This is a genomic window from Vibrio sp. Vb1755 (genome assembly GCF_033338635.1).
GTDB classification, from domain to species: Bacteria; Pseudomonadota; Gammaproteobacteria; order Enterobacterales; family Vibrionaceae; genus Vibrio; species Vibrio alginolyticus.
Genome location: NZ_JAWOTA010000338.1, coordinates 1 through 1,063, shown reverse-complemented (window position 1 = coordinate 1,063; position 1,063 = coordinate 1). Strand labels below are relative to the sequence as shown.

Below are 1,063 nucleotides of genomic sequence, written 5' to 3'. Positions count from 1 at the left end.
AACCAACCGCTACCACCTGCATTGCTACGTCGTTTGAGATGCCAAACAAACCACACGCTAGAGGGATAAGCAGTAGAGAACCGCCCGCAACACCAGAAGCGCCACATGCAGAAACCGCCGCGACAACACTTAGAAGTAGCGCTGTCATTAGGTCAACTTCAATACCCATTGTGTGCACTGCAGCCAGCGTTAGCGTTGTGATAGTGATTGCTGCACCAGCCATGTTGATGGTTGCACCCAGAGGGATAGATACTGAGTAAGTGTCTTCATCTAGGTCTAACTTCTCACATAGCGCCATGTTTACTGGGATGTTCGCTGCACTTGAGCGAGTGAAGAACGCTGTTACGCCACTTTCACGTAGACATTGGAATACCAATGGGTACGGGTTTTGTTTGGTTTTGAAGAATACGATCGCTGGGTTTACTACTAGCGCGATAATCATCATTGCGCCAAGTAGAACCGCAAGAAGGTGAGCGTAGCTTGCTAGCGCGCTGAAACCCGTTGTCGCGAAAGTTGAAGCAACCAGACCAAAGATACCAAATGGTGCAAGACGGATGATGAAGCGAACAATGTGAGAAACACTGTGGCTTAGGTCTTCAAATACCGCTTTCGTTGTTGCTGATGCGTGGTGAAGTGCAAGGCCAAGACCCACACCCCAAGCAAGAATACCGATGTAGTTCGCTTCTACTAGTGCGTTTACTGGGTTATCAACCAGTTTAAACAGCAAGGTACGTAGGATTTCTGCAATACCTTGAGGAGGCGTTGCACCTTCAGCGCCGGTTACAAGCGTTAGATGGGTCGGGAAAAGGAAGCTTAGAACCACGGCTGCAAGCGCTGCGAAGAACGTACCCATTAGGTACAAAACAACGATTGGGCGCATGTAAGTGTGTTGGTTTTTCTTTTGGTTCGCGATTGAAGCGGCAACCAAAATAAACACTAGGATCGGTGCGATGGCTTTAAGAGCGCCTACAAAAAGGCTACCAATCAGTCCAACGCTTTCAGCATGGCTTGGTGAAACTGTTGCGAGCAAAATACCAAAGACAATACCGACAAGGATCTGGAG

The 1,063-nt window shown here is 48.5% G+C and carries 1 protein-coding gene; it reads right to left on the bottom strand.

What is annotated here, in order from left to right:
• A partial coding sequence (gene sstT / locus R7E00_RS24970) for a serine/threonine transporter SstT (RefSeq protein WP_318124902.1) occupies positions 1 to 1,063 on the bottom strand: 1,063 nt, incomplete at both ends.